At 71.4% G+C, this 26,697-nt stretch carries 30 protein-coding genes; 4 read left to right on the top strand and 26 right to left on the bottom strand.

Annotated elements, in window-relative coordinates; all coding sequences use genetic code 11:
• Nucleotides 1-12: 12 nt before the first annotated feature.
• The 4 genes from AB0M93_RS16835 to AB0M93_RS16820 are packed head-to-tail and all read right to left on the bottom strand — an operon-like array spanning nt 13 to nt 3,865.
• A complete protein-coding gene (locus AB0M93_RS16835; protein ID WP_364274140.1) occupies nt 13-1,020 on the bottom strand; it encodes an iron-siderophore ABC transporter substrate-binding protein in 1,008 nt (335 codons plus the stop codon).
• Nucleotides 1,010-1,828, bottom strand: coding sequence for an ABC transporter ATP-binding protein (locus AB0M93_RS16830; RefSeq protein ID WP_364274137.1), 819 nt, complete (start codon nt 1,826-1,828; stop codon nt 1,010-1,012). The genes AB0M93_RS16835 and AB0M93_RS16830 overlap by 11 nt, the downstream gene beginning before the upstream one ends.
• A 10-nt stretch (nt 1,829-1,838) precedes the next feature.
• Nucleotides 1,839-2,861: an iron chelate uptake ABC transporter family permease subunit gene (locus AB0M93_RS16825; RefSeq protein ID WP_364274134.1), complete on the bottom strand. Its 1,023-nt coding sequence runs from the start codon at nt 2,859-2,861 to the stop codon at nt 1,839-1,841.
• Nucleotides 2,858-3,865, bottom strand: a complete 1,008-nt coding sequence (locus tag AB0M93_RS16820) for an iron chelate uptake ABC transporter family permease subunit (RefSeq protein ID WP_364274131.1) — start codon at nt 3,863-3,865, stop codon at nt 2,858-2,860. Before AB0M93_RS16820 ends, AB0M93_RS16825 begins: the two co-directional genes overlap by 4 nt.
• Nucleotides 3,866-4,027: 162 nt before the next feature.
• On the opposite strand from AB0M93_RS16820, the gene AB0M93_RS16815 reads away from it, so the two are divergent.
• A complete protein-coding gene (locus tag AB0M93_RS16815) occupies nt 4,028-4,639 on the top strand; it encodes a PadR family transcriptional regulator (protein ID WP_364274128.1) in 612 nt (203 codons plus the stop codon).
• Here AB0M93_RS16815 and AB0M93_RS16810 read toward each other — a convergent pair.
• The gene (locus AB0M93_RS16810; RefSeq protein ID WP_364274125.1) at nt 4,588-5,388 is read right to left on the bottom strand and encodes a class I SAM-dependent methyltransferase; all 801 of its coding nucleotides are present in this window, start codon (nt 5,386-5,388) and stop codon (nt 4,588-4,590) included. The genes AB0M93_RS16815 and AB0M93_RS16810 overlap by 52 nt on opposite strands.
• A gap of 111 nt (nt 5,389-5,499) precedes the next feature.
• Between AB0M93_RS16810 and AB0M93_RS16805 the strand changes: the two genes are divergently transcribed.
• Nucleotides 5,500-6,345, top strand: a complete 846-nt coding sequence (locus tag AB0M93_RS16805; protein ID WP_364274122.1) for a VOC family protein — start codon at nt 5,500-5,502, stop codon at nt 6,343-6,345.
• On the opposite strand, the gene AB0M93_RS16800 is transcribed toward AB0M93_RS16805, so the two are convergent.
• Nucleotides 6,333-7,658 carry an MFS transporter gene (locus AB0M93_RS16800; protein ID WP_364274119.1) on the bottom strand — a complete coding sequence of 442 codons (1,326 nt, stop codon included), beginning with the start codon at nt 7,656-7,658 and terminating at the stop codon, nt 6,333-6,335. The two genes, AB0M93_RS16805 and AB0M93_RS16800, sit on opposite strands and share 13 nt — an antisense overlap.
• Before the next feature lie 94 nt (nt 7,659-7,752).
• Between AB0M93_RS16800 and AB0M93_RS16795 the strand changes: the two genes are divergently transcribed.
• A complete protein-coding gene (locus AB0M93_RS16795; RefSeq protein WP_364274116.1) occupies nt 7,753-8,682 on the top strand; it encodes a LysR family transcriptional regulator in 930 nt (309 codons plus the stop codon).
• Here AB0M93_RS16795 and AB0M93_RS16790 read toward each other — a convergent pair.
• The 5 genes from AB0M93_RS16790 to rpsB all read right to left on the bottom strand — a co-directional run bounded on the left by AB0M93_RS16790 (nt 8,632) and on the right by rpsB (nt 12,923).
• The gene (locus tag AB0M93_RS16790; protein ID WP_364274113.1) at nt 8,632-9,675 is read right to left on the bottom strand and encodes a phosphatidate cytidylyltransferase; all 1,044 of its coding nucleotides are present in this window, start codon (nt 9,673-9,675) and stop codon (nt 8,632-8,634) included. The genes AB0M93_RS16795 and AB0M93_RS16790 overlap by 51 nt on opposite strands.
• The gene (gene frr, locus AB0M93_RS16785; RefSeq protein ID WP_364274110.1) at nt 9,675-10,232 is read right to left on the bottom strand and encodes a ribosome recycling factor; all 558 of its coding nucleotides are present in this window, start codon (nt 10,230-10,232) and stop codon (nt 9,675-9,677) included. Before frr ends, AB0M93_RS16790 begins: the two co-directional genes overlap by 1 nt.
• A gap of 48 nt (nt 10,233-10,280) precedes the next feature.
• Nucleotides 10,281-11,024 (bottom strand): UMP kinase, encoded by a 744-nt coding sequence (gene pyrH / locus AB0M93_RS16780; RefSeq protein ID WP_003065595.1) that lies wholly within the window; start codon nt 11,022-11,024, stop codon nt 10,281-10,283.
• A gap of 117 nt (nt 11,025-11,141) precedes the next feature.
• A complete protein-coding gene (gene tsf, locus AB0M93_RS16775; protein WP_043784289.1) occupies nt 11,142-11,957 on the bottom strand; it encodes a translation elongation factor Ts in 816 nt (271 codons plus the stop codon).
• Nucleotides 11,958-12,047: 90 nt separating this feature from the next.
• Nucleotides 12,048-12,923 carry a 30S ribosomal protein S2 gene (gene rpsB, locus AB0M93_RS16770; RefSeq protein ID WP_364274107.1) on the bottom strand — a complete coding sequence of 292 codons (876 nt, stop codon included), beginning with the start codon at nt 12,921-12,923 and terminating at the stop codon, nt 12,048-12,050.
• 1,081 nt (nt 12,924-14,004) lie between these two features.
• Between rpsB and AB0M93_RS16765 the strand changes: the two genes are divergently transcribed.
• Nucleotides 14,005-14,487, top strand: coding sequence for a M23 family metallopeptidase (locus AB0M93_RS16765; RefSeq protein ID WP_364274378.1), 483 nt, complete (start codon nt 14,005-14,007; stop codon nt 14,485-14,487).
• Here AB0M93_RS16765 and AB0M93_RS16760 read toward each other — a convergent pair whose 3' ends face one another.
• The 15 genes from AB0M93_RS16760 to AB0M93_RS16690 all read right to left on the bottom strand — a co-directional run bounded on the left by AB0M93_RS16760 (nt 14,488) and on the right by AB0M93_RS16690 (nt 26,689).
• Nucleotides 14,488-15,336, bottom strand: coding sequence for a FliA/WhiG family RNA polymerase sigma factor (locus AB0M93_RS16760; protein ID WP_364274104.1), 849 nt, complete (start codon nt 15,334-15,336; stop codon nt 14,488-14,490).
• A 109-nt stretch (nt 15,337-15,445) separates the two neighbouring features.
• Nucleotides 15,446-16,426 carry a tyrosine recombinase XerC gene (locus AB0M93_RS16755; protein WP_364274101.1) on the bottom strand — a complete coding sequence of 327 codons (981 nt, stop codon included), beginning with the start codon at nt 16,424-16,426 and terminating at the stop codon, nt 15,446-15,448.
• A gap of 103 nt (nt 16,427-16,529) precedes the next feature.
• Nucleotides 16,530-17,672, bottom strand: a complete 1,143-nt coding sequence (gene dprA / locus AB0M93_RS16750; protein ID WP_364274098.1) for a DNA-processing protein DprA — start codon at nt 17,670-17,672, stop codon at nt 16,530-16,532.
• Between the two features lie 331 nt (nt 17,673-18,003).
• Nucleotides 18,004-19,515: a YifB family Mg chelatase-like AAA ATPase gene (locus tag AB0M93_RS16745; protein WP_364274095.1), complete on the bottom strand. Its 1,512-nt coding sequence runs from the start codon at nt 19,513-19,515 to the stop codon at nt 18,004-18,006.
• Entirely contained in the window at nt 19,515-19,892 is a 378-nt protein-coding gene (locus tag AB0M93_RS16740) for a YraN family protein (RefSeq protein WP_364274375.1), read from the bottom strand. The genes AB0M93_RS16745 and AB0M93_RS16740 overlap by 1 nt, the downstream gene beginning before the upstream one ends.
• Before the next feature lie 265 nt (nt 19,893-20,157).
• Nucleotides 20,158-20,481, bottom strand: coding sequence for a DUF2469 domain-containing protein (locus tag AB0M93_RS16735; protein WP_003096226.1), 324 nt, complete (start codon nt 20,479-20,481; stop codon nt 20,158-20,160).
• Complete coding sequence (locus tag AB0M93_RS16730) at nt 20,478-21,332, bottom strand: ribonuclease HII (RefSeq protein WP_364274372.1); 855 nt, start codon at nt 21,330-21,332, stop codon at nt 20,478-20,480. Before AB0M93_RS16730 ends, AB0M93_RS16735 begins: the two co-directional genes overlap by 4 nt.
• Before the next feature lie 90 nt (nt 21,333-21,422).
• The gene (lepB, locus tag AB0M93_RS16725; protein WP_364274092.1) at nt 21,423-22,361 is read right to left on the bottom strand and encodes a signal peptidase I; all 939 of its coding nucleotides are present in this window, start codon (nt 22,359-22,361) and stop codon (nt 21,423-21,425) included.
• 31 nt (nt 22,362-22,392) lie between these two features.
• A complete protein-coding gene (rplS, locus tag AB0M93_RS16720) occupies nt 22,393-22,761 on the bottom strand; it encodes a 50S ribosomal protein L19 (RefSeq protein ID WP_364274089.1) in 369 nt (122 codons plus the stop codon).
• Nucleotides 22,762-22,894: 133 nt separating this feature from the next.
• On the bottom strand, nt 22,895-23,674 hold the full coding sequence (trmD, locus tag AB0M93_RS16715) for a tRNA (guanosine(37)-N1)-methyltransferase TrmD (protein ID WP_364274086.1): 780 nt from the start codon (nt 23,672-23,674) through the stop codon (nt 22,895-22,897).
• A 1-nt stretch (nt 23,675) separates the two neighbouring features.
• On the bottom strand, nt 23,676-24,188 hold the full coding sequence (gene rimM, locus AB0M93_RS16710; protein WP_364274084.1) for a ribosome maturation factor RimM: 513 nt from the start codon (nt 24,186-24,188) through the stop codon (nt 23,676-23,678).
• Between the two features lie 20 nt (nt 24,189-24,208).
• Complete coding sequence (locus AB0M93_RS16705) at nt 24,209-24,448, bottom strand: RNA-binding protein (RefSeq protein WP_003103110.1); 240 nt, start codon at nt 24,446-24,448, stop codon at nt 24,209-24,211.
• Nucleotides 24,445-24,888 (bottom strand): 30S ribosomal protein S16, encoded by a 444-nt coding sequence (gene rpsP, locus AB0M93_RS16700; protein WP_308672106.1) that lies wholly within the window; start codon nt 24,886-24,888, stop codon nt 24,445-24,447. The genes AB0M93_RS16705 and rpsP overlap by 4 nt, the downstream gene beginning before the upstream one ends.
• A gap of 171 nt (nt 24,889-25,059) precedes the next feature.
• Nucleotides 25,060-25,863, bottom strand: a complete 804-nt coding sequence (locus AB0M93_RS16695) for a type II CAAX endopeptidase family protein (RefSeq protein ID WP_364274081.1) — start codon at nt 25,861-25,863, stop codon at nt 25,060-25,062.
• A gap of 100 nt (nt 25,864-25,963) precedes the next feature.
• Complete coding sequence (locus AB0M93_RS16690; RefSeq protein ID WP_364274078.1) at nt 25,964-26,689, bottom strand: type II CAAX endopeptidase family protein; 726 nt, start codon at nt 26,687-26,689, stop codon at nt 25,964-25,966.
• Nucleotides 26,690-26,697 lie beyond the last annotated feature (8 nt).

The following is a 26,697-nucleotide window of genomic DNA, read 5'->3' as shown; positions in this document are numbered from 1 at the left end:
CGCCCGATCTTCTCAGCCCAGGTACTTCTGCAGGTCGTCGAGGACCTTCATCGCCCCGATCGGGCCGAGCCCAAGGAACCAGACCTCGTCGGCCACCGGGATCGCGTGCTTCGCCTTGACCGCGCCGAGCCCGGCCCACAGCCCGCTGCCCGTGACGGCCTTCTCGTCCGCGCTCGGGCCGGCGCCGTAGCTGGAGTAGAAGATCCAGTCGGCGTCGGCCTCGTCGATGCGTTCCTTGGAGATCTGCGCGGCCAGCTCGTCGATGTTCTGGTTGGCCGGCCGCGCCAGGCCCACGTCCTTGAGGATCACGCCGATGAAGGAGAGGTTGCCGTAGAGCCGGATGTTGCCGGAGAGGAACCGCAGCAGCGAGATCTTCGGCGCGCCCTTGACCGCGGCCTTCACCTCGCCGGCGCGCTTCTGGTAGTCGTTGAGCAGCCCGACGGCCTTCGTCTCGTCGCCCAGCGACGCCCCCACCAGCAGCAGGTTCTCCTTCCACGGGAACCCGGGCCGGATGCTGAACACCGTCGGCGCGATCTTAGACAGCTGCGGGTAGAGGTCCTTCGCGCGCAGCTTGCTGCCGACGATCAGGTCCGGCGTCAGCGCGGCGATCTGCTCGAGGTTCGGATTGTTGATGTCCCCGACCGTCGGGATGCCTTTGACGCGGCCGGCCAGGTAGGACGGCACGCCGCTCTGCCCGGCCGTGGTGGCCATGCCGACCGGGGTGACGCCGAGGGCGAGGACGTCGTCCAGCTCACCACTGTCGAGCACGATGACCCGCGTGGGCTTCTTGTCCAGCTTCGTCCGGCCGAGTGCGTGGGTCACCGTGCGCGGGAAGACGCCGGGGCCGACGTCCGCGCCGAGCTTGGCCGTCTCGGCGTCCGCGGTGGAGAACAGCCGGCCGCCGGTGGCGACGTCCTGGTCGCCGGCGCCCGAGCCGGCGGGCTTCGACGGCTGGCCGCAGGCGGCGAGGAGCGTGACCACCGCGAGCGCGGCGGCCAGTTGTGTCCACTTAGGACGCATCGGGGGTTCCTTCTTCTCGGGGAGTGGCCCGCCGCCTGCCGATCGGGACGACCAGGGGCGTGGCGGAGACGGGGTCTTCGATGACCCGGCAGGGCATGCCGAAGACGTCGGCGACGAGCTCGGCGGTGAGGATGCCGGCGGGCGCGCCCTCGGCGGCGATCCGGCCGTCCTTCATCGCGATGAGGTGGTCGCCGTAGCGGGCGGCCAGGTTGAGGTCGTGCAGGACGATGACGATCGTCCGGCCGTCCTCGGCGTTCAGCTCGGCGAGCAGGTCGAGCACCTCGACCTGGTGGGCGATGTCGAGGAACGTCGTGGGCTCGTCGAGCAGCAGCAACCGCGTCCGCTGCGCCAGCGCCATGGCGATCCAGACGCGCTGGCGCTGGCCGCCCGACAGCTCGTCGACCGGCCGGCCGGCGAGCTCGACGGTGTCCGTCGCCAGCATCGCCTTCGCGACGGCGTCGTCGTCTTCGGCGCTCCAGCGGCGGAAGACGCCCTGGTGCGGGTAGCGGCCGCGGCCGACGAGGTCGGCGACGGTGATGCCCTCGGGCGCGGACGGCGACTGCGGCAGCAGGCCCAGCACCGTGGCGACGTCCTTGCTGCGCCACGTCGTGATGCCCTTGCCGTCGAGGTAGACCGCACCCGCGGTGGGCGTGAGCAGCCGCGCGAGACCGCGCAGGAGCGTCGACTTCCCGCAGGCATTGGTCCCGACGATCATGGTGACCTTGCCGGGCGGGATCCGGACCGAGAGGTCCTTGACCACGCGCAGCGGCCCGTAGCCGAGCTCGAGGTCCTCGGTGTGCAGTGTCACGGCGTTCCTCTCACACTCGCCCGGCGCGGTTGGCCGTGGCGAGCAGCCACAGCAGGTACGGCGCGCCCACCGCGCCGGTCACGACGCCGACCGGCAGTTGCGTGCCGAGCAGGTGCTGGGCGACGAAGTCGCCGAGGAGCACCACGAGCGCGCCGGTCAACTCGGCGGGCACGAGTCCCGCGCGGGCACCGCCGACGAGCCGGCTCGCGATCGGGTCGGCCACGAAAGCGACGAAGGCGATCGGTCCCGCGGCCGCCGTCGCGAAGGCCGCGAGGGCGACGGCGACCAGCAGCAGGGCGACGCGGCTGCGTTCGACGCGCAAGCCGAGCCCGGCGGCGGTGTCGTCGCCCAGCTGGAGCCCGGCGAGCGCACGGCTCTGGAGCAACGCCGCGGGCAGCAGCACGGCGAGCGCCGCGGCCAGCGGGACGACGTGGTCCCAGCTCCGGCCGTTGAGGTTGCCGGTCAGCCAGACCAGGGCCTGCTGCGCGAGAGGGACGTCGGCCCAGGTCATCAGGTACGAAACGACGCTGCTCAGCACCGCGCCGACCCCGACGCCGACGAGCACCAGCCGGTAGCCGTGGACGCCGCCGCGGCGGGCCAGGAGGTAGATGGTGGCGCCCGCGACCAGCGCGCCGGCCAGCGCCGCGGCCGAAACCACCGGGCCCGCGGCGCCGAACAGCACGATCGCGACGACCGCCGCCGCGCTCGCGCCCTGCGTCACGCCGATGACGTCCGGGCTGGCCAGCGGATTGCGCAGGAGGCGCTGGAAGAGCGCCCCGGACGTCCCGAAGGCGACGCCGACCAGGACGCCGGTGGCCGCTCTCGGCAACCTGAGTTCCGTCACGACGTAGGCCGCGCGGCCCTCTCCGCCGAGGAGCAGACCGGGCAGGTCGCCGAGCGGCACCGGGAAGTCGCCCACCGCCAGGGACAGCGCGAAGACGGCCACGATCGCCACGAGCAGTAGCCACGACACCGTGCGGGCCCGGACGGCTCCGCGGCGGCGTGCGGCGGCGACCACCTCGACGGCGCTCACACCGCCACGACCTTCCGGCGCCGCACCAGGAACACGAACACGGGCGCCCCGACGAGCGCGGTGATGATGCCGACCTGCACCTCGGCCGGGCGCGCGACCACGCGGCCGAGGACGTCGGACAGCAGCAGGAGCAGCGGCGCGAGCAACGCGGAGTACGGGAGCAGCCAGCGGTGATCGGGCCCGGTGACGAGCCGGGCGGCGTGCGGCACGGTCAGCCCGACGAACGCGATCGGCCCGGCGATCGCCGTCGCCGAACCGCAGAGGACGACGACGGCGAGCGCGCACACCAGCCGCGCCACCGGCACGTTCTGGCCGAGCGAACGAGCGACGTCTTCGCCGAGCGCGAGGGCGTTGAGCTGACGGGCGGCAACCAGGGCCAGCAGCACCCCCGCCGCCACGAACGGCACGGCCTGGCCGATCGTCGCCGCGTCGCGGCCGGTCAGCGAGCCGGCCTGCCAGAAGCGGTACTGGTCGAACGTCGCCTGGTCGGTGAGCAGCAGCGCGCTGGTCACCGAGGCCAGTGCCGCCGTCACCGCGGCCCCGGCGAGGGCGAGCTTCACCGGCGTCGCCCCGGCACGGCCGAGCGCGCTGACGCCGTAGACGACGGCGCCGGCAACCGCGGCGCCCGCGAAGCCGAACCAGACGTACCCGCCGACGCTTGTGACGCCGAAGGTGCCGATGCCGAGGACGACGAAGAGCGCGGCGCCCGCGTTGACGCCGAGCAGGCCCGGGTCGGCCAGGGGGTTGCGCGTCGCGCCTTGGATGACGGCGCCGGACAGGCCGAGCGCGACGCCGGCGAGCACCCCGGCGAGCGTGCGCGGGAGCCGGAGTTCGCGGACGACCAGGTGGTCGGGGTCGGCCGCGTCGAAGTGGAAGAGCGCGTCCAGCACCGTGCCCGGGCTCAGGTCGCGGGTGCCGGCACCGATGCTGAGCAGCACGGCGGCGGCCACGGCCGCGGTGAGGACCAGCAACCCGGCCGTCAGCGGGAGCGAGCGGGTCCGCACAGGTCGTTACCTTTGCTAACAGGTGGTTAGGCTTGCCTAATCTAGGCTGCGGGATCTTGAACTCTCAAGTTCAGTGAGCGAGCTCACCGAGAGCAGGTTGCGAGCCGACCGTTTCCGATATATCGTGAACGTGTCGCAACAGTTCGAGAAAGGAACACAGACATGCGTAGGCACCAACACCCCTTCGCTCACGAACGTGGGCGCGCACCTTTCGGGCCCTTCGGTGGTTTCGGCGAGTTCCCCCCGGGCTTCGGCCCCGGTGGACGCGGTCGCGGCCACGGACCGGGCCGGCGGGGTCACGGCGGACGGCGCAGCCGCCGCGGTGACGTCCGCGCCGCGATCCTGGCGCTGCTCGCCGAGCAGCCCCGGCACGGCTACGAGATCATCCGCGAGATCGGCGAGCGCTCCGGCGGCTTCTGGCGGCCCAGCCCCGGCTCGGTCTACCCGACGCTGCAGCTGCTGGCCGACGAAGGCCTGGTCATCAGCAAGGACGAGCACGGCAAGAAGCTGTTCGAGCTGACCGACGCCGGCCGCACGGCCGCGGAAGAGCAGGACAGCACCCCGCCGTGGGAGCAGATCGCGCAGGACGTCGACCCGACCGAGGTCGGGCTCGCGAAGGCGGGCAAGAACCTCGCCGCCGCCGTCGTGCAGATCATGCGCGCGGGCACCGAGAGCCAGCAGGCCCGCGCGGCCGAGGTCCTCAACGACGCCCGGCGCTCGCTCTACGGCATCCTCGGCGAGGACGAGGACGAGTCCCCTGAGGTCGCGGAGTGACCTGGCAGGACGAGGCCGGTGGGCTTCACCCGCGTGTGGACGCGGTAGCCCACCGGCAGCGTCAGGTCTTCGCGGCGATTCCCGTTACGTTGCAAGGACTCCGCGATCGCCTGTTCGGCGACCGGCCGGCTGAACTCGATCTTCAGCACCGCTTCGAGGTCGGCGGCGGTCGCGAAGCGCCATTCGGTCGCGACGCGGCGGCAGCCGAACCCGGCCCGGGCGAAGAACCGTTCCACCGCGCCCGGGTCGTAGTGCGGTAGGTCGGCGCGCATCCAGCGGCCGTAGGGCTCGCTGGCGACGTCGAGATCGACGATCAGGATCGCGCCGCCCGGCCGCAGTACCCGTTCGGCCTCCGCCAGCCCCGGCTCGCACCCCGGCCCGAAGAAGTACGCCGTGCGCGCGTGCACGACGTCGACGCTCGCGCTGCGGACCGGCAGCCGCTGGGCCCGGCCCATCCGGACGTCCACGTTCGACAGACCCTCCACGCGCTTCAGCGCGCCTCGCACCAACGGCTCGTGCGGCTCCACGCCGAGCACCGAACGGGCGTCCCGGGCGAAACGCGGCAGGTGGAAGCCGTCGCCGCAGCCGACGTCCAGCACGTCCCGGCCGGCCCAGTCGTGCTCCTCCCGCAGCACCCGCCAGATTTCGCCGCCACTGTCCTGCGCGCGGTTTTCCAGCTCGTAGTCGGCCTGGTAGTACCAGATGTTCGGGCTCGGCACGACCTCCGTGCGCCGCGACGACCACCGCACCCGCTGCTCCTTCCGGGGCCTGTTGGCCGGAGTGATCCTCCGGCGGCGAAATCTTGGCCGAAACCTCACGGATCACGCCTAGAATTCGGTGGGTCTCGGGAGGAGCACCACATGGCATTCGGGCCGTCCAGTACCCCGTCCCCGGTCCCGGCCGGAATTCCGTGCTGGATCGAGCTGGCCTGCCGCGAGCAGGCCGTGGCGGAAAGATTCTACGGTGCCCTCTTCGGGTGGGAGTACACCACTCAGCGGGACCCGGCGACGTCCGACGGCCGCTACGCCATCGCGTCGATCAACAACCTCCCGGTCGGCGGCCTGTACCGCGCCGCACAGGGCGCGCCGCTGGGCTGGATGCCGCACATCTCCGTGCCGCACACCGCGAGCGCGGCCGAATGGGTGGAACACCTCGGCGGGCGGATCACCCTCGGCCCGGTGGCGATCCCGGACCGCGGCACGATCATGCACGCCCTCGACGCGTGCGGCGCCCCGGTGGTGTTCTGGGAGGTGCCGCCGAACTGGGAGTTCGTCACCGGCATCCCGAACACCTTCAGCGGCGCGGACCTCAACACCCACGACGGCGTCGCGGCGGATCACTTCTACACCAAGCTGTTCACCTACGGCAGCCATCAGATCGGCGACGGCGAGATGCTCGACTACGTCGAATGGCTCATCGAGCACGAGCCCGTGCTGTACCGGTACGTGATGGGCTCGGAGTACAGCCTGGACACGCCGCCGCACTGGCTCGTCTACTTCGACATCGACCCGGTCCGCGGCGTCGACGCGGTCGCGGGCGAATCGCTCATGCACGGCGGCACAGTGGTGATCCAGCCCTACGACACCCCGTTCGGCCGGATGTCGATCCTCGCCGACCCCGAGGGCGCGGTCTTCGCGGTGATCGACCACTCGCGCGTCGCCGAAGGCTGGGGCCGCGCCGAGGTCGACGACCCCTACGACGACTGACGCGCGGCGAACGCCAGCCCCGCGACCAGCGCGTACCCGGCCGCCACCAGCCACATCCCGGCGGCCGGGAGCAGCGCGCCGACGAGCGCGACCCCGATCGCCCCACCGGTCTGGCGGGCCGCGTTGAGCACGCCCGCGGCCAGCCCGGCCTGCCCCGGCAAGGAGTTCATCGCCAGCGACGTCATCGCGGGCATGGCCAGCGAGCAACCGCCGAGGACGACCGAGGCCACGACGAACGGCACGAGCGCGCGGTCCGCGGGCAGCAGCGCGAAGCCGGTCGCGCCGGCGAGCCCGGCGAGCGCACCCGCGACCATCGGCACGCGCGGGCCGAAGCGCCCGGTGAGACGTCCGCTGAAGAACGCGTTGAGCCCGACGGCCACGGTCAGCGGCACGAGGGCGAGCCCGGCGGCGAGCGCACCGAGCGACCAGGCGCGTTGCAGGTACAGGGCGAGGCAGAAGAGCGTGCCGTAGAGGCAGAAGTTGAACAGGCCGCCGATCCCGGTGGCGACCGCGAAGCTGCGGTTCTTCAGGATGCCAAGCGGGAGCACGGGTTCCGGGACGCGCTTCTCGACCGCCACGAACACCGCACCGGCCACCGCGCCCCCGGCGAGCAACGCGAGGGTCGCCGGCGCGAACCAGCCCGCGTGCCCGGCTTCGATGAACCCGGCGACGAAGGCGGCCAGCGACGCCGTGCCGAAGAGCTGTCCCGCGAGGTCGAGGTGGGTCGTTTCGCGACGCGGCGGCTCGGCGACCGCCCGCCGCGTCAGGACGATCGCGACGATCCCGACCGGGACGTTGACCGCGAAGACCAGGCGCCAGTCCGCGAGGCCGACGGCGAGCCCGCCGAGCACCGGCCCGGCGGCGAGCCCGGCCCCGCTCATGCCGCCCCAGACGCCGAGCGCGCGGGCCCGGTCCCGCGCGTCCGGAAACTGGTGGACGATCAGGGCGAGCGACGACGGCAGCAGCGCGGCCGCACCCGCGCCCTGCACCGCCCGCGCCGCGATCAGCCACGCGGTGTCCCCGGCGAGTGCGCAGGCGACGCTGGCGACGACGAAGACCGCGACGCCCGCCTCGAAGACGCGTCGCGAGCCCCAGCGGTCGCCGGCCGCGCCCCAGGTGAGCAGGAACGCCGCGAGCGCGACGGTGTAGGCGTCGACGATCCACTGCAGCCCGGCGGTCGACGGCTCGCCGAAGTCCGTGCCGATCGCGGGCAGCGCGAGGTTCACGATGGTCGCGTCGAGCGTGATCATCAGGAAGCCCAGGCAGACGGCGGTCAGCGCGAGCTTCGCCGGTGTTCGGGTTTCGGTGGGCATGCACCGAGTCAAACCGCCGGAAGCTTCGGCCGTCCACGAACCATCGCCTACCTCTGTTAGGCGGAACCTCCCACCGCAGGTCTACCGTGCTCCCATGGAACTGCGGCAGCTGCGGTACTTCCTCGCGGTGGCCGAGGAACTGCACTTCGGACGGGCCGCGGAACGGCTGCGCATCGCGAGCCCGTCGCTGTCGCAGCAGATCAAGAGGCTGGAACGCGAGCTGGGCGCGGCGTTGTTCGTGCGCGACCGGCGGCACGTCGAGCTCACCGGCGCGGGGGCCGCGCTGGTCGGCGACGCCCGGCAGATCCTGGAGCTGGCCGACGCGGCCGCGCGGCGGGTCCGCGGCACCGCGCGGACGAAACTGCGGCTGGGCCACGTGAGCTGGCTGCCGGCCGAACTGACGCAGCTGCTCGGCGACGTCGTCCGGCTCGACGAATGGGTGCTCCCGTCGCACACGCAGGCCGTCCGCGTCGCCGAAGGCACCCTGGACCTGGCCCTCGCGTGGGTCGATCCGGGGCGTCTCGCGGAGCTGGCCCTCTCGGCGCACCTGGTGCGCGTCGAGCCGTTGCCCGCGGTCATGCCGGGCGACCACCGGCTGGCCCGGGCGGAGGAGGTACCCGCGGCGGCGGTGTCGGTGCTGGTCGACTCCGACCAGTCGTCGTGGCTGGCGTGGAACGAGTTCGCGCTGGCCTACGCGGCGGCGAGCGGCGCGCACGTGATCCGGATCGACGACGGCGGCGTCACGGGACAGGCGTTCTTCGACCACGTCACGCGGTTGCGGGTACCGGTGCTGCAGTCGCCGAAACGGCACACGGCACCGTTCCCGCCGAGCCTGGTGCGGCGCCCGATCGGCGAGCCGGCGCCGGGCTGGGCGTGGTCGCTGCTGCACCGGCGTGACGACGACCGGCCGGAAGTCGCGCTGGTCGTCGAGCGGCTGCTCGGCCTGCGGGCGACGATGCGGTGGGACGCGGCCTCAGGCGATCGGCACGAACGCCGAAAGCAGCAGCCAGGACACCACGGCTGAGGGCAGCAGCGAGTCGAGGCGGTCCATGATCCCGCCGTGCCCGGGCAGCAGCGTGCCCATGTCCTTGACGCCCAGGTCGCGCTTGATCAGCGACTCGACGAGGTCGCCGAGGGTGGCGGTCAGGACGATGGCGACGCCGAAGATGACGCCCTGCCAGACGTGGCCGTCGAGCAGGAGGCTGAGCGTCAGCGCCCCGGCGACGACACCGCCGACGAGCGAACCGCCGAAGCCTTCCCAGGTCTTCTTCGGGCTGATGCTGGGCGCCATCGGGTGCTTGCCGCCGAGCACGCCGGCGATGTAGCCACCGGTGTCCGACGCGACGACGCCGATGAGGAAGGTCAGCACCCGCCCGACGCCGTCGTGGGGCGGCACGAGCATGGCGGCGAAGGCGCCGAAGAGCGGCAGGTAGGCGGCAGCGAACACCGACGCGCTGATGTCGCGCAGGTATCCCTTGGCGCCGCCGGGCAGCCGCCAGAGCAGGGAGGCGAGCACGGTGAGGACGAAGGCGGTGAGCGCGCCTTCCCGCCCGAACGGCCAGGCGAGCCAGATCATCGCCTGCCCGCCGACGAGCACCGGGATCATCGCCACCCGGACGTCGGCCACCCGGCGCAGCACCCCGGCGAACTCGAAGGTCCCGACGGCGATGGCGACCGCGATGATCCCGATGAAGAGATACCGCACGGTGAGCAGCGAAACGATGATGGCGGCGCCGAGCAGCAGGGCGACACCGATGGCCGCGGGCAGGTTCCGGCCGGCCTTCGACGCCTTCTTGGCTTCCGGCACCACCGGCTCCGGCGTCTCGGCCGAAGCGGTCCCGGCGGCCGACAGCCGGGTCGCTTCACCGTTTCCCGAGACCGCCGGTGCCCCGGTTTCCGGGGTCGCCGGCGTGGCCGGGGTACCGGCCTGCGCCGGCCCCGGCGTCCCGGGAGCGGCCGCCGGTTGCTCTCCGGTGGCGTCCACCCGGTCCTCGCGTTCCTCGCTCACCTTAGCCATCAGACCTCGAGCAGCTCGGCTTCCTTGTGCTTGACCAGCTCGTCGACCTTGTGCACGTAGGTGTCGGTCAGGTTCTGCAGTTCCTTCTCCGCGCGCGCGACGTCGTCCTCACCGGCTTCGCCGTCCTTGGCGATGCGGTCGAGCTCGTCCTTGGCCTTGCGGCGGATGCTGCGGATCGAGACGCGGGCGTCCTCGCCCTTGCCCTTCGCGACCTTCACCATCTCCTTGCGCCGCTCTTCGGTGAGCTGCGGGATGACGATGCGGATGACCTGGCCGTCGTTGCTCGGGTTCACCCCGAGGTCCGACTCCCGGATCGCCTTCTCGATCGCGCCGAGCTGCGACTGGTCGTACGGCTTGATGAGCGCCATCCGGGCTTCCGGCACGTTCACGCTGGCCAGCTGGTTCAGCGGGGTCGGCGAGCCGTAGTACTCGACGACGATCCGCGAGAACATCGACGACGAAGCCCGGCCGGTGCGAACCGACTGCAGCTCGTCCTTGGCGACGGACACCGCTTTTTCCATCTTTTCCTCGGCATCGAGGAGGGTCTCGTCGATCACGGTCACTCCCGTAGTTGTGATGGGTGGCGCTTGCTGATCCCAGCAGGTCTAGGCCGGCACCCCGTCGGCGGGGGTGCTGACCAACGTGCCGATTCTTTCACCACTCACCGCGCGGGCGATGTTCCCCTCGGTGAGCAGGTTGAACACGATGATCGGCATGTTGTTGTCCATGCAGAGGCTGAACGCCGTCGCGTCGGCGACCTTGAGGTCCCGCTCCAGCACCTCGCGGTGGGTGATCTCGCGGAACATCTCGGCGGTGGGGTCGGCCTTCGGGTCCGCGGTGTAGACGCCGTCGACGGCCTTGGCCATCAGCACGGCTTCGCAGCCCAGTTCGAGCGCCCGCTGGGCGGCCGCGGTGTCGGTGGAGAAGTACGGCATGCCGACCCCGGCGCCGAAGATCACGACGCGCCCCTTTTCCAGGTGCCGCTCGGCGCGGCGCGGGATGTAGGGCTCGGCGACCTGCCCCATCGTGATGGCGGTCTGCACGCGGGTGGGCAGGCCCTCCTTCTCCAGGAAGTCCTGCAGCGCCAGGCAGTTCATCACGGTGCCCAGCATCGCCATGTAGTCGGCGCGGTCGCGGTCCATGCCGCGCTGCGAAAGCTCCGCGCCGCGGAAGTAGTTGCCGCCACCGATCACGACCGCGACCTGGACGCCGGTGCGGGCGACGTCGGCGATCTGCTGCGCGACCGAGTGGACGACATCCGGATCGACGCCGATCGAACCACCGCCGAACATTTCGCCGCCCAGTTTCAGCAGCACCCGCCGGTAGCCACCTTCGACCCGGTCACCCATCTATGTCGCCTCCTACGCCCCTCGACCGCTGTGAATTCCTCTGGACCCGACAGTGCCCCGTCCCCGATGGACGGAGACGGGGCACTGTGGGGGTAGAACCTACGCCCTGGCCTGAACTCAGGCCTGGCCGACCTCGAAGCGCGCGAACTTGGTCAGCGTCACGCCGGCCTCGTCGAGCAGGGCCTTGACGGTCTTCTTGTTGTCCTTGACCGACGGCTGCTCGAGCAGGACGTTGTCCTTGTAGTAGGCGTTGACCTTGCCCTCGATGATCTTCGGCATGGCCTGCTCCGGCTTGCCTTCTTCGCGGGCGGTCTGCTCGGCGATGCGGCGCTCGTTCTCGACGATCTCGGCCGGCACCTCGTCGCGGGTCAGGTACTTCGCGCGCAGCGCGGCGACCTGCATGGCGGCACCGCGGGCGGCTTCGGCGTCGTCACCGGTGAACTCGACGAGCACGCCGACGGCCGGCGGCAGGTCGGAACCGCGGCGGTGCAGGTAGGTCGCGGTCTGGCCCTCGAAGGCCACGACGCGGCGCAGCTCGAGCTTCTCGCCGATGCGGGCCGACAGCTCCTGGACGACCTCGTTGACGGTCTTGCCGTCGAGCTCGGCACCCTTGAGCGCCTCGACGTCGGAGGTCTTGACGGTCTTCGCGACCTCGACGATCTTCGCGGCGAGCGCCTGGAAGTCGGCGTTCTTCGCGACGAAGTCGGTCTCGGAGTCGAGCTCGATGAGGACGCCGCCGTCGCCGGTGACCAGGCCCTCGGCGGTGGCCCGCTCGGCGCGCTTGCCGACGTCCTTGGCACCCTTGATGCGGAGGAACTCGACGGCCTTGTCGAAGTCGCCGCCGTTCTCCTCGAGGGCCTTCTTGCAGTCCATCATGCCGGCGCCGGTCATCTCGCGCAGGCGCTTCACGTCAGCGGCGGTGTAGTTCGCCATTCTGGTAAATCCGTCCTTTGCAGGAAATCTGTGGGTTGCTACACCCGTGCGGCCGGGCCCCGGGGGCACGGCCGCACGGGCGGTGGAGCATCAGGAGGAGGCGGTCGCCTGCTCGGTGGCGGCCTCGGCCGGGGCCGCCTCGACGGCAGCGGCGGCTTCGGTCGCGTCGGCGGCGGCGGTCTCGGAGCCGGCGAGCAGCTCCTTCTCCCACTCGGCCAGCGGCTCGTCGGCGGCGACGCCCGGCTCCGGCTTCGTGTCGGCCGAAGCACCGTTGCGGCTGGAGCGCGCCATCAGCCCGGCGGCCGCGGCCTCGGCGACGACCTTGGTCAGCAGCGCGGCGGAGCGGATCGCGTCGTCGTTGCCCGGGATCGGGTAGTCGACCTCGTCCGGGTCGCAGTTGGTGTCCAGGATCGCGACGACCGGGATGTTCAGCTTCCGAGCCTCGCCGACGGCGATGTGCTCCTTCTTCGTGTCGACGATCCACACGATGCTCGGCACCTTGGCCATGTCGCGGATACCGCCGAGGGTCTTCTCGAGCTTGTCCTTCTCACGGGTGAGCGTGAGGATCTCGCGCTTGGTGAGACCTTCGAAGCCGCCGGTCTGCTCGCGCGACTCGAGCTCCTTCAGGCGGAGGAGGCGCTTGTGGACGGTCTGGAAGTTGGTCAGCATGCCGCCGAGCCAGCGCTGGTTCACGTAGGGCATGCCCACGCGCGAGGCTTCGGCCGCGATGGCTTCCTGAGCCTGCTTCTTGGTGCCGACGAACATGATGGTGCCGCCGTGCGCGACGGTTTCCTTGATGAACTCGTACGCACGGTCGATGTAGGTCAGCGTCTGCTGCAGGTCGATGATGTAGATGCCGTTGCGCTCGGTGAAGATGTAGCGCTTCATCTTCGGGTTCCAACGGCGGGTCTGGTGCCCGAAGTGCACGCCGCTGTCGAGCAGCTGCTTCATGGTGACGACGGCCATTGCCGGAATCACACCTCTTCTGTGTCGTGCGCGCCTGTGCGAGAAAGCGCGCTGCTCGGTTTTGTCGCTCCCGGCCGGGTGGCCGTTCGCCCTGGTGCCCGTGCCGGCATCCGGACCCCGGGATGAGGACCCCGGGGACCGCCGGACCCCGTGCGAATCACCGGCTGCCGAAGCTCGGAAAACCGGGGAACGCGCACGTGCACGCGAAGTCAGCCCGCTCACGCGGACCGCGGAAAAGATTCTACCCCCTGCCACCAGCCCCTCCCCCACCGGCGGCCGCGCAACGGCCCAGTTGTCCACATCACCTCGGGTTATCCACAGATTCACCATCGGCTCCCCACGGAACGGCCGGGTACCGCACGCTGAAGCCATGGAGTCGATCATGCGTTTCCGGCGATGGGTGCCGGGGTGGTTCTTGGGCGCGTTCGCCCTGGTCACGGCGTTGTGCGGAAGTTTCGGAGGTGGGTTCGAGAGTGGCGCTGTGGAGGTGCGTGCAGCGGCTCGGGGAGGTGAGTCGCGGGCGTTGACGACGCTGGGGACAGCTGCGGCGCGGGAGGTCGAAGCCGGGCCGCCGAGAGCGGCGGATCCGTGGCTGGGCGGCCCGGCGCCGCCACCGTCGACCTCCCGGTTCAGCGGGCCGCCGAGGGCGGACGCTCGGGTCCATGGGTCGGCGGGGTCGGACGCTGGAGCCCGTGGGTTGGCCGGGGCGGGATGGAGTTCTGTCGCGGTACCGCGACAGGACGATTCGCGCCTTCCCGAGCCGGGAAAGGCCGGGGCGGAGCCGGGTCGGAATGCCCCGGCGGAGCCGGGTCGGAACGGCCCGGCAGCGCCACTGCCGGACTCCCCGGTCCATGGGCTGGCAGCGGAGCGCCAGGCGAGCGGCCCAGCACTGCCGCCGAGCGGCCCCCACCTTCGCGAGCTGGCGGTGGAGCGGGGCACGGACGGCCCCGCACCACAACTGCTGGCCACCCTGATACCGGCGGAGCCGTGGCTGGCCCCTCCGGCACCACCACCGTCGGCCTCTGAGGGCTCCAGGCCGACGACAGTCGAACGGTCGGCGACCTCGCCGTGGACCGCTGCGATCTGGCCCTTCCCGTCCGCCGCCGAACCCGGGTCGGGAAATCCCCCTTTCCGGCGACAACCGCGGCTCTCCTGGCCCTTGTCACCCGTTCCGGTGGTTACGAAATACTTCGACGCTCCCGAAACGCCCTTCGGCACCGGGCATCGAGGCGTCGATCTGGCCGCCGTGCCCGACCAGGACGTGCTGGCGGCGGACGCGGGTGTCGTCGTCTTCGCCGGGATGGTGGGCGGGCGGCCCGTGCTGTCCGTCGACCACGACGGCGGGCTGCGGACCACTTACGAGCCCGTCGCGCCGAAGGTCGCCGTGGGTGAGCAGGTCTACCGGGGACAGGTGCTCGGCACCGTCGTCGCCGGGCACCCCGGCTGTCCGGTCGCGGCGTGCCTGCACTGGGGCGTGCGGCGGGGCGAGGAGTACGTCGATCCGCTCGCGCTGACCGGCGAGGCCGGCGAATACCGGCTCAAGCCGTGGGGAGGTGAGGAGTGATCAGGCGCCGGTCTGCTCGACCAGCTTGGCGCGCAGCCGCATGACAGCCCGCGTGTGCAGCTGGCTCACCCGCGACTCGGTGACGCCGAGGACCTTGCCGATCTCGGCGAGGGTCAGGCTCTCGAAGTAGTAGAGGCTGACCACGATCTTGTCGCGCTCGGTGAGCTGGGCGATCGCCTGGGCGAGCTGGCGGCGGTTGTCCTGGTCGACGAGCACCGCGACCGGGTCGACGGCGTCGTCGTCGGGCAGCGTGTCGACCAGCGAGCCGCTGTCCTTGCCCGCGGCCACCAGGTCCTCCAACGCGACGACGCTGGTGAGCTGCAGCTGGCCGTAGAAGTCGCGCAGCTCGTCGAGGCCGATGCCCAGTTCGGCGGCGAGTTCGGCGTCGGTCGGGGTGCGGTGCAGGCGGGCGCCGAGGCGCTCCATCGCGCGCTCGGCTTCCTTGGCCTTGCTGCGGACCGCGCGCGGCACCCAGTCCTGCGAACGGAGGTCGTCGAGGATCGCGCCGCGGATGCGCTGCATCGCGTAGGTCTCGAAGCGCAGGCCGCGCTCGGGGTCGAACTTCTCGATCGCGTCGACCAGCCCGAAGATGCCCGACTGCACGAGGTCGCCCACGTCGATGTGGGTCGGCAGGCCGGTCCCGACCCGGCCGGCGACGTACTTGACCAGCGGGGCGTAGTGCAGCACGAGCCGATCGCGCGACGCCTGGTCCGGGCTGTCGGCGAACTGCTGCCACAGCGCCGCGATCCCGGCGTCGACGTCGTAGCCGGCCCGGGTGTCCGCGGGCGCGGCAGCCTCACCGCGGGTGGTCACTCCGGCGGCTTCGGTCACGTGCGGGCCTGCGGTCATTGCACCGTCGTTCTCGGCGTGCGGCTCAGTGTCGTCTCCGTGCTCGTGCGGATGCGCGTGCGCCGCCGGGCCTGCTGGTGACGACCTCGGCGAGCCTCCCCGGACCGCCTCAGGCCCTGGGGTGCGCTCGGTCATGGATCGCTTTCAACCGGTCGACGGTCACATGAGTGTAGAGCTGCGTCGTGGCAAGCGTAGCGTGACCAAGCAGTTCCTGAACGCTCCTGAGATCGGCACCCCCTTCGAGCAGATGCGTCGCAGCCGAATGCCGCAGGCCGTGGGGCCCCATGTCGGGTGCTCCGGGCACCGAGGTGACGGCGTCGTGCACCACCCGCCGCACCGCCCGGGGGTCGACGCGTTGCCCCCGCACCCCGAGGAAAAGGGCGGGCTCGGCCCTCTCACCACCCGTTTCGGCGACGATCTTCGGCCGCCCCTCCTCGATCCAGTCGCTCAGCGCCTCGGCCGCCGGGACGCCGAACGGGACGACCCGCTCCTTGCCGCCCTTCCCCAGCACCGTCACGACACGGCGGGAGAAGTCGGCCCCGCCGACGTCCAGCCCGCACAACTCGGACACGCGGATGCCGGTGGCGTAGAGCAGCTCGACGATCGCGCGATCACGCAGCGCGACCGGATCGCGCTGCGCCGCCCCGGCCGCCGACGCCTGCATCACCTCTCCCGCCTGCCCAGCACGCAGCACCCCGGGCAGGGTGCGGTGCGCCCGCGGAGCGGCGAGCCGCCCACCGGGGTCCGTGGCCAGGACGCCGGTGCGGTGCGCCCAGGCGGTGAACGTCCGCACCGAGGCGGCCCGCCGGGCGAGCGTCGTCCGGCTCGCCCCACCGGACTGCTGGGCGGCGAGCCACGCCCGCAGCCGGCCGAGGTCCAGCTCGGCGAACCCGCCCCCACCGTCAACGACGAAACCGAGCAGCGCAACGGCATCACCGACGTACGCCCGCACGGTGTGCGCGGACAGGCCGCGTTCGAGCCCGAGGTGCCGTTCGTACCCGGTGAGGACGGCCCGCACGGACTCGGGCAGCGCAGCCCGGAGCGCGCGCAGATCGGGGCGGCGGGCCCGTCCGGAGCGTGATGACGGCATGGATGTCACGCTGCGCGAACAACCGCCTCCGGTCAAGGATCGCCACGCGTCCGCACCGGACCGGCCGAACACGGCCGACGGTTTCGCCCGGATTTCGTGGTGCTCACGCGCTTTCCTTCCGTCGTCGCCAGCCCGCTTCCCCACGGACGGCGAATCCGTCGATCTCCAGTTCCGGCGACAGCGCCCGCACCCGCCGCAGTGGCAGGCCGGATTCAGCCGCGATCTCGGCGTCGGACCGGTCGGCGCGCACAGCGAGTGCCTCGAAGGCGCGCAACGCCTCGGGCCCCAACCGGTCGGTCCGCCGCTTCGGCCGGCCCGCGGTGGTGTCTTCGGCGACGCCGAAGTGCCCGACGGTTTCGAGGACCTCGTCGACGGTGGAGACCAGCGTCGCCCGGGCATCGCGGATCAGCTCGTGGCAGCCGACGGACATCCCCGACGACACCGGTCCCGGCAGCGCCATGACGACTTTGCCGAGCGCACCGGCGGTGCTCGCGGTGTTGCGGGCACCGCTGCGCCGCCCCGCCTCGACGACCAAGGTGCCCTCGGTGAGGGCGGCGATGAGCCGGTTGCGGACGAGAAACCGGTGCCGAGCCGGCGAGGTACCGGGTGGGTACTCGCTGACGACGGCACCACCGGACCCGACGATCCGCTTCAGCAGCGCGGTGTGCCCCGCCGGATAACCGGCATCGACGGCACAACCCAGCACGGCAACGGTGACACCGGACGCGGCGAGCGCGCCTCGGTGCGCTGCCCCGTCGATGCCGTAGGCAGCGCCCGAGAAGACCGGCACACCCCGGCCGGCCAGCCCGTAGGCGAACTCGGCGGCGTGGTGTTCGCCGTATTCGGTGGCGGCACGGGCCCCGACCACGGCCACGGCCCGATCAGCGGCGGTGCCGAGCGCAACATCACCGGAAACCCACAAAGCCAAGGGCGGCACGGCTTCGGCAACCCCACGCCGGGCGGCGAGGTCGAGCGAGAGCAACGGCCAGGCGGGCCACTCATCGTCTTCGGGCACGACCAGGCGAGCATCTACCGCGGCGGCCCGGGCAAAGTCCTGGCTGACAAGGTCGTAGTCCCGCCGCGCCTCGGTCACTTTCAGCACTTCGGCCGGACAATCACCACGCCGAACCCGAGCGGCAGCGGCTACCGGCCCAAGCTCGGCAACGAAGGCGACGAGAGCAGCCGCCGGCGGCTCGGCCACCCGCAGCAGGTAGGCGCGGGCCTGCCGCAACTCGTCGGTGCTCACGCCGCCACCCCCTTACCGAAGGCCAGCGCCGACCCGGCCCCTACTCGCCGACGCGCAGCAAGGAAGCTGACTCGGCCCGACGCCAAGCGCTCGTGGGCCCGCCACAGCCAGGTTCCCGCCTCCGGAAGGCCAAGCCAGCCTTTGTCGAGCCACGCCCGACGGACGAACGCGGCCAAAGGAGGCATCGTCGCGTCGGCCATCCGTGACACGTTCGTGCGGACCTGATGCAACTCATCGGCAGCCATTCCTGCAGACCCCACGCCAAGCCATCCCTTATCGACCGGAGCCCGGCGAACGAACGCCAGCGCAGCAGCTCGCCACATATCGAGGCTCATGCCGCCACCCGCTCACGGAAGGCCAGCGCAGACCCGACCTGCTCGGCGCCGGGACGCGACTCCCCGTCGAGGTCCGCCAGGGTCCAGGCGATGCGCAGGCAGCGATCGGCGCCGCGGCCACTCAGTGCGCCGCGGTCCATGGCTCGGTCGAGCAGGACCGTTGCGGCGGCGGGCAGGGCGAACTGGCGACGCAGGGCCGGACCGGGCACCTCCGAGTTCGACAGCCAGCCGTGCTCACTCCACCGTCGGGCCGCACGTTCGCGAGCGGCCAGCACTCGCTGGCGGACCGCTTCCGACGGCTCCGCCGTGCCGGTGTCGTGGGCGCTGATCGCGCTCAATGGCCGCAATCGGACTCTCAGATCGACACGGTCGAGGAGCGGTCCGGAGAGCTTGCCCAGGTAGCGGCGGCGGGCGCTCGGCGAGCACACGCAGTCGGTGTCCTTGGGTGGCGCGCACGCACACGGATTGGTGGCGAGGACCAGCTGGAACCGCGCGGGATAGGTGATCGATCCCTTGACCCGGGCGATGCGCACCTCGCCCTCTTCGAGGACTGTCCGGAGCGACTCGAGGCACTGCCCACCGAACTCGCAGACCTCGTCCAGGAACAGGACACCGCGGTGAGCCCGGCTGATCGCACCCGGCGAGGCAATGCCGCTGCCTCCGCCGATCAGCGCGGGCACTGAGATCGAATAGTGCGGGGCCACGAACGGTGGGACGGTGACCAGCGGCGACGACTTCGAAAGTGAACCGTCGACCGAATGCACCGCGGTGACCTCCAAGGACTCTTCCTGCGTCAGCTGCGGGAGGAGGCCGGGAAGCCGCTTCGCCAGCATCGTCTTGCCCACCCCTGGTGGCCCGGTGAGCAGGAGGTGGTGCCCGCCCGCCGCGGCGACCTCCAACGCCCAGCGAGCCTCCGGCTGGCCGACGACATCCGCGAGATCCGGTATGTCCGGCGGTGCGGGCGGAGTGGGCGGCTCCGGAGACGCCAGCTCGGCTTCGCGCTTCAGCCAAGCCACGAAGTCCCGCAGGTGAGGGGCGCCCGCGACTTCGATGCCGTCCACGAGCGCTGCCTCGACGAGGCTGTCCGTCGGCACGACGGCTCGGCCGTATCCGGCCGCCCGGGCCGCCAGCAGGCCCGGGAGGATGCCGCGGACCGCGCGGATGCGGCCGTCCAGCGCCAGTTCGCCGAGCAGTACGGTGCCGAGCAGCCGCGTTGCCGGGACCGCACCGGACGCCGCGAGCACCGCCGCCGCGATACCCAGGTCGAAGGCCGACCCCATCTTGGGCAGGTTCGCCGGGGACAGGCCGAGCGTGACTTTGCCGTCGGGCCACGGCTGGCCGGAATTGCGCACGGCGGACCGGACGCGGTCCTTCGCCTCGCGCAACCCGGCGTCGGGCAGCCCCACGAGGGTGATCCGGCTCAGCCCGCCACCGAGGTCGGCCTCGATCTCGATCACCCGGCCGTTGATCCCGAGGAGGCCCGCTGACCAGGCTTTGGCGATGGGCATCAGAACGCCGCCTCGATGTGCTGGAGGCGGGCCTGCGTGCCCGGTTCCGCGAGGATCGTCACCACGTCGTAGCGGACGGGGCACCAGCCGATGCGGAACTCGCGTAGCCAGCGTTGGGCCGCGCGGCGGACCCGGCCGGCCTTCTCCTCCGTCACTGTTTCGGTGGGCAGGCCGAATTGCGTGCCCGAGCGGGTTTTGACCTCGCAGACGATGACGCGGGTGCGGTCGGTGAAGACCAGGTCCAGTTCGCCCTCTCGGCAGCGCCAGTTGCGGGCCAGCAGGATCAGGCCGCGGTCCTGGAGGTAGCGGAGAGCGAGGTCCTCGCCCCAGGCGCCCAGGTCGCGGCGGTGCCTGGCGAGCTCGTCGGTGCCCGTCATCGTGTTCGCCCCCTCGTCGGTTCGCTCCGTCACCGGGGCGGTCCCGGCGATCACGGTGCGTGTGCCTTCGACGATGGCAGGGCGCGGGGCGGCCGGACCAGGCCCGGATCGTGAAGCTGTGGACAACCGGGGGATTGGGGACAACCGTCCACGGATCGCGGCCGGAGGGCCCGGACTGTCGGTGGGGTGTGCTACGGCAGCGAGCCCGCACAAAAGAACCGCGCCGGCTCTTCGGGAGGAAGAGCCGGCGCGGTCGGTACTCGGTTCAGCCCGAGAACGGGCCGTCCTCGGGGAGGCGGAGGTCCGGCTTGTCCAGTTCCTCCACGTTGACGTCCTTGAACGTGATCACCCGGACGTGCTTGACGAACCGGGCCGGGCGGTACATGTCCCAGACCCACGCGTCTGACATGCGGACCTCGAAGTACACCTCACCACCGCCGTCGCGGACCTGGACGTCCACCGCGTTGGCCAGGTAAAACCGTCGCTCGGTCTCCACCACGTACGAAAACTGGCCGACTATGTCGCGGTACTCGCGGTACAGCGAGAGCTCCATCTCGGTCTCGTACTTCTCGAGATCCTCTGCGCTCATGAAATCCGCGCCCCTCCTCGGGATCGTGCTGGGGATCGTGCTGGTGCTCCGCCGGCAGAGCGTTCATTGTGACCCACACCCGTGGCCGGGGCATGCAGCGGCAGGCTGAGTTGCGGTTCCAATGCCTCGTCGAGGACCGCGGCCAGGCTCGCCGCGCCGGGGGTCTCGAGAGCTTTTTCCAACGCCGCGTACGTGAGCAGCACCGGCCGCGCCGGGCGCAGGCCGCGCTTGACCGCCACCGTCGCCACGTTCGTGTAGGACCAGCGGTGGACGTCGCTCGGGCCGTGCTCGCGCAGCGCCGCCAGGTGGTCGGACGTGCTGTAGCCCTTGTGCACGTCGAAGCCGTAGTGCGGGAGTTCCTCGTGGTAGCCCGCCATGATGCGGTCTCGCGTTACCTTTGCCAGCACGGACGCGGCCGCGATGCAGGCCACCGAACGGTCGCCCTTGATGACCGCCGTGTTCGGGGCCGTGAGGCCCGGGACGCGGAACCCGTCGGTGAGGACGTAGCCCGGCTGCACGCGCAGCGCCGCCGCCGCGCGGCGCATGGCCTCGAGATTCATCACCCGGATGCCGTAGAGGTCGACCTCTTCGGTCGGGACGACGATCACCGAGTAGTCGACGGCGCGGGCAAGGACCAGGTCGTAGACCCGGTCCCGCGCCTTGGCCGTCATCAGCTTCGAGTCGGTGAGCTCGGTCAGCTTCGCCGCGTCGCCCTGCTTGAGCACGCAGGCCGCGACCACCAGCGGCCCCGCGCACGCGCCGGCGCCGGCTTCGTCCACGCCGGCGACCGGGCCGAGGCCACGGCGGTCGAGCGCGCCCTGCAGACCCCAGAAGAGGTCGCCGCGCACCACGGCTCGCGGTGGCCGGATCGGCTCGGCCGCCGTCAGGGGAACGGGAAGTGTCAAGGCTGGATCACCCGTCTGCCGGCAAGGGTCGGGTGGCTAGGGTTTCCGCCCGGCCGCCCGGCGCAGTCCGGACTTGAGCTTGCGCCCGAGGAACAGCGCCGGCCACGCCGCCGCGATGCCGGCACCCAGCGGAAGCCCGCTCTGCCAGGCCGGCGCACCCAGCGCGACCGGCTGCGCCGACGCCTGCGGATTGTGGTCGGTGATGCCACCCCACCGGCTCGGCGGCAGGACGATGATCCGCGCCTTGCCGATGATGTTGTCCACCGGGACCGCACCGTTCACGCCGCCGCCGCCCTGGAACCGGGAGTCGTCGGAGTTGTTGCGGTTGTCGCCCTGCACCCAGACCATCCCGGCCGGCACCTTGACCGGCTCGAAGGTCTTCTGCTCCTGGACCGACGGGTTTTCCCAGTAGATGTACGGCTCGTCGAGCGACTTGCCGTCCACGATCATGCGGCCCTGGGAGTCGCAGCACTGAACGGTCTGCCCGCCGACCGCGATCACCCGCTTGACGAAGTCCCGCTCGTCCGGCGGGGCGAACCCGACCAGCGAGCCGAGACCGCGCAGGGCCTGGACGACGACGTTGCTCGACTCCTGCGGGGCGATCTCGTTGTTGATCCACGCCGGCGGGCCCTTGAACACGATCACGTCGCCGGGGGAGGGCTCGGTGAAGTCGTAGGTGACCCGGTCGACGAGGATGCGGTCGCCGGTGCACCCGGGGCACCCGTGGAGGGTGGCCTCCATGGAGCCCGAAGGGATCATGAAGACCTTCGCCAGGAATGTCTGGATCAGGATCGTGAGCACCAGGGCGATCACGAGCAGGATCGGCAGTTCCTTCCAGAACGACCGTTTCTTGGCGGGCTTGGCTCGCCGCCGGCGAGATCCCCCGCGCTCCTCGGAGCGGGACAGCCTGGGCTTGTCCTCCTCGGAGCGATCGGGGTCATCCTCGGGAGCGTTCTGGGACACGGGTTCGGCCACGTCGTCAGGCTACCGGTAACCGGGTGGTGACTCAGTTAGCCGAGGCCGTCTCGCGGTTCTCGCGGCGCTCCTTGATCTTGGCCTTCTTGCCGCGGAGGTCGCGCAGGTAGTACAGCTTCGCGCGCCGCACGTCGCCGCGCTTGTGGACCTCGACCGAGGCGATGTTCGGCGAGTGCACCGGGAAGGTGCGCTCGACGCCGACGCCGAACGAAACCTTGCGCACGGTGAAGGTCTCCCGGATGCCACCGCCCTGACGACGGATGACCACGCCCTGGAAGACCTGGTTGCGCTCGCGGTTGCCCTCGATGACGCGGACACTCACCTTGAGCGTGTCGCCCGGGCGGAAGTCCGGGATGTCGGAACGCAGCGACTGCTTGTCCAGCGCGTCCAGGGTGTTCATCGGTGGTCCGTCCTCGTCTTCGGTATGGCTTGCGTACAGATCCCGGGCGCGCAACGGTGCCGCTGCGGGCGACCCGGGGGGCTGATGGCGGGCTCGTGGACGAGGAGGTCCACTCACGCCAACCTGTCAAGTATTACAGACCGGGATCGGGCCGGGACAACCGGCCCTCGGCCTGCTCGGGGTCCAAGCCCTCGAGGACCCCGCGATCGTGCTTGTCGAGACTACCTTCCGGCAGCGCCGCCAGGAGATCGGGGCGGCGCCGGGCGGTGCGCTCGAGGGCCTGGTCACGCCGCCAGCGGTCGATCAGCGCGTGGTTGCCGGAGCGCAGCACGTCCGGCACGGCCAGGTCCCGCCACACCTCGGGACGCGTGTAGCTGGGGCCTTCGAGCAGGCCGTCGGAGAAGGAGTCCTCGGCGGCCGAACGCGCGTTGCCGAGCACGCCGGGCAGCAGCCGGACGACGGCCTCGACGATGACCAGCACCGCCGCCTCGCCGCCGACCAGGACGTAGTCGCCGATCGACACCTCGTCGACCGGCATCCGGCGGGCCGCGTCGTCGACGACCCGCTGGTCGATGCCCTCGTAGCGGCCGCAGGCGAAGACCAGGTGCTTCTCCGCCGCGTAGGCGTGGGCCAGCTCCTGGGTGAACGGCCGCCCGGCCGGCGTCGGGACGACCAGCCGCGTCTCGGGACGGCAGACGTCGTCGAGGGCCGGGCCCCAGATCTGCGGCTTCATGACCATGCCGGGGCCGCCGCCGTACGGCGCGTCGTCGACCGCGCGGTGCACGTCGTGGGTCCAGTCGCGCAGGTCGTGCACGCCGACCTCGATGAGGCCGCGGTCGATCGCCCGGCCCAGCAGCGCGGCGCGCAGCGGGTCGAGGTATTCGGGGAAGATCGTGACGACGTCGATCCGCATGTCAGGCGTCCAGCAGCCCTTCCGGCGGGTCGAGGACGACCCGGCCGCCGTCGACGTCCACCGTGGGGACGATCGCGCGGACGAACGGCACCAGCACCTCGCGGCCCTCGACGTCGAGCTCCAGGAGCTCGCCGGCGGGCGAGTGGACGACCTCGACGACCTTGCCGACGACCGTGCCGTCGGTGAGCTCGGCCCGCAGGCCGGCCAGCTCGTGGTCGTAGAACTCGTCCGGGTCCGACGTGGGCGGCAGCGTGGCCGTGTCGGCCACGAGCAGCGCGCCCCGCAGCGTCTCGGCGACGTCGCGGGTCAGGACCTCCTCGAAACGCACCAGCAGCCGCCCGCTGTGTTCGCGGGCGGCTGCGATGGTGAGTTCCCTCTTGCTGCCGTCACGCAGCTTCGTCGTGACGGCCGCACCGATCCTGAACCGCTCTTCCGGCGAGTCCGTGCGCACGTCCACCGCGAGTTCCCCGCGGATGCCGTGCGCCTTCGCGATGCGGCCTACTACGACGTCCATCCTGACCGTTTCGATGAGGCTCAGCGGTCGGTGTCGACGACGTCAACGCGGACGCCGCGGCCACCGATGCCACCCATGACGGTGCGCAGGGCGGTCGCCGTGCGACCACCCCGGCCGATCACCTTGCCGAGGTCGTCGGGGTGCACGTGCACCTCGAGCGTGCGGCCACGGCGGGTGGTCAGCAGCTCGACCCGGACCTCGTCCGGGTTGTCGACGATCCCGCGCACCAGGTGCTCGAGGGAGTCCGCGAGGAAACTCACTCGGACTTCTCGCCCTCAGCGGCCTCCGCCTTCTCGGCTTCGGCCTTCTTCGGGGCGGACTTCTTCTTCGGCGTGGTGGCCTCGGTGGAGGGCTCCTCGCCGGCCGCGGCCAGCGCCGCGTTGAACAGGTCCTGCTTCGACGGCTTCGGCTCGGCCACCTTCAGGGTGCCCTCGGTGCCCGGCAGGCCCTTGAACTTCTGCCAGTCACCGGTGATCTCCAGCAGGCGCTGGACTGGCTCGGTCGGCTGCGCGCCGACGTTCAGCCAGTACTGGGCGCGCTCGGAGACGACCTCGATCAGGCTCGGCTCTTCCTTCGGGTGGTACTTGCCGATCGTCTCGATGGCCTTGCCGTCCCGGCGGGTGCGCGCGTCGGCGACGATGATGCGGTAGTACGGCGCACGGATCTTGCCGAGGCGCTGCAGCTTGATCTTGACGGCCACGGGTGTGGGTTCTCCTCGAGTCTCTCTGGTACTGGGCTGGGCGCACGCGGGCCGAGTGGGGACACGGACGCGGGCACCCGGAGGTCAGGAGCTTTCGCGCGGTGAGAGGGTCCGGCGGAAGCAGGCAGTGACCCATTCTGCCAGACGGCGCCCGCGACCCCGGAAAGAGGCTCAGAAAGAGGCCACTCCGAGGGCCCCGAGCAGGATGGTCAGCGCCGGAAGGAAGTTGTTGACCTGGTGCGCGACGATGCTACCCGGCAGCCGCCCGGTGACCAGCCGCACGAGGCCGATGGGCACGGCGATGACCAGCAGCAACGTCGTCCGCAGCGGCTCGAGGTGGCTGGCCGCGAACACCGCCGTGGACAGCAGGAACGCCGCGACGCGGCCCCAGCGCTCGCTACGCCACTGCAGCTGCTCGGCGGCGCCCCAGAGCAGGCCGCGGTAGATGATCTCCTCGCAGATCGGGCCGAGCAGCCAGAGGTAGACGAACATCACGACGGCGGCGGAGACGGACATCCGGCGGTCCTCGACCAGCGCGCTGATCGCCGACGTCGCGTTGGCGTCGCCGACCAGGTGCGTCCACAGGTAGGCGGCGACGGTGGTGAAGACCAGGCCGACGCAGCCGTACCGGACCCCCGTTTTGACGTCGGCCCAGCGCCACTCGAGCCGCAGGTCGACGACGGGTCCATTGCCGCGGATGAAGGTGATCAGCACCGCCACGCCCGCCGCGATCATCGTCGGCAGCATGGTGCCGAGCAGGACGACCCGCATCGGCAGCGGACCGGGACCGGTGTCGCCGACCAGGGCGGACACGAAGGCCGCGGACGCCAGCAACACGGCTTCGACGAGCAGGAAGGCTCCGAAGCCCCACCGGTGCCGCGGTGGGGGCGGCAGGAAGGCGGTCGCGGCGGGCTCCTCGGGCTCGGGGAACGGCGTCGGGCCGGCAGCCGGGTCCCGGGGCTGGGAAGTGGTCACGCCTTGCCCTCCGCGTCGCTCGGCTCCTGCGTCGAGCCTAGCCGCCGGGATGTGATCTCACAGTATCCGTCCAACTACTGTCCATCGATCTTCGCAACGATCAGTGCGCGACGAACAGCAGCACGGCCGGCGGCAGGTTGTTGGCGGCGTGGGCGATCACGCCCGCGCTGACCCGGCCGGACAGGTGCCGGGCCAGCCCGATCGCCAAGCCCTGGCCGAACAGCGCGATGGTCCGGGTCGGCTCGCCGTGCAGCTGGGCGAACACCAGCGAGGTGAGCACGAGCACCACCCACGGCGGGATCCGGTGGAACGACAGCGCCTTCCACAGCGTGCCGCGGACCAGCAGTTCCTCGGTGATCGGCGCGCCGGCGATGACGATCACCGCGGCGAGCACCAGCCACACCGTGTCGCCGTCGAAGGTGTCGGCGAGGTCGGTCAGCGGGCTGTCGGAGACGTCATCGGCGCCGTAGACCGCGATCAGCATGAGGTTGAGCAGGTAGCCGACGACCAGCGCGAGCACGCCGCACGCGAGGCCGATCCGGACGTCGCGCCAGGTCGGCTTGAGCCCGAAGTCCGCGCGCAGCCCGTCGCCCCAGAGCCAAGACCCCGTCGCCGGGCCGAGGCCGAGCAGCAGGTTGGGCACGAACGCCAGGAGCAGCAACGGGCCGATGTCGCGCAGCTCCAGGGGGTCGAACTCGCCGACGTTCCGGTTGACCGCGGCGGCGATGAGCAGGTTGGTCAGGTAGTAGCCGGCGATCCCCGCGAAGAACGCCACGAAACACCAGTGCGCCCCCAGCACGCGCCGTGCGCCGTCGTCGTCCGTCACGCGCTCCA

This window comes from Amycolatopsis sp. NPDC051102 (genome assembly GCF_040682815.1).
Classification (GTDB): domain Bacteria; phylum Actinomycetota; class Actinomycetes; order Mycobacteriales; family Pseudonocardiaceae; genus Amycolatopsis.
The sequence above is the reverse complement of the archived record's forward strand: the minus strand, read 5'-3'. Positions and strand labels throughout refer to the sequence as shown.